Origin of the sequence: Phenylobacterium hankyongense, assembly GCF_003254505.1 — a bacterium.
Taxonomy (GTDB): domain Bacteria; phylum Pseudomonadota; class Alphaproteobacteria; order Caulobacterales; family Caulobacteraceae; genus Phenylobacterium; species Phenylobacterium hankyongense.
The window spans coordinates 1-318 of record NZ_QFYP01000029.1 but is presented as its reverse complement, the minus strand read 5'-3'; the positions used below and the strand labels follow the sequence as shown (position 1 = coordinate 318).

Annotated in this window: 2 protein-coding genes; one reads left to right on the top strand and one right to left on the bottom strand. The window is 73.3% G+C overall.

Annotation, left to right across the window (positions count from 1 at the left end; genetic code table 11):
- A partial coding sequence (locus DJ021_RS18545; protein ID WP_165837293.1) for a nuclear transport factor 2 family protein occupies positions 1–112 on the top strand: 112 nt, incomplete at its 5' end.
- Here the strand turns inward: DJ021_RS18545 and DJ021_RS18540 are convergent.
- A partial coding sequence (locus tag DJ021_RS18540) for a heme exporter protein CcmB (protein WP_207801913.1) occupies positions 109–318 on the bottom strand: 210 nt, incomplete at its 5' end. The two genes, DJ021_RS18545 and DJ021_RS18540, sit on opposite strands and share 4 nt — an antisense overlap.

Here is a 318-nt window from a genome sequence, read left to right as displayed (position 1 = left end):
CGTCGCCCGGGTCGAGACGCCCTGGTTCGTCGACTACTTCCACCTCGGCCGCTTCGGCGAGCGCTGGGTGATCGTCAACGCGCTCTGGTACCCGAAACCCCGGGAGCGCTAGCTCAGCGCGTTCCGGCACGCCGCCGCCATCGCGATCGGCCCGAAGGCGACCGCCGCGGCGGCATAGGCGCCCAGCAGGGCGAAGCCGCTGGTCCACGTGAGGCCGCTGGCGAAGGCGTCGAGGGCTCCGCCGCCGAAGATCACGGGCGGCACGAACAGCGGCAGGACGATCACGGCGGTGAGCAGCCCGCCACGCCGTGCGCCCAG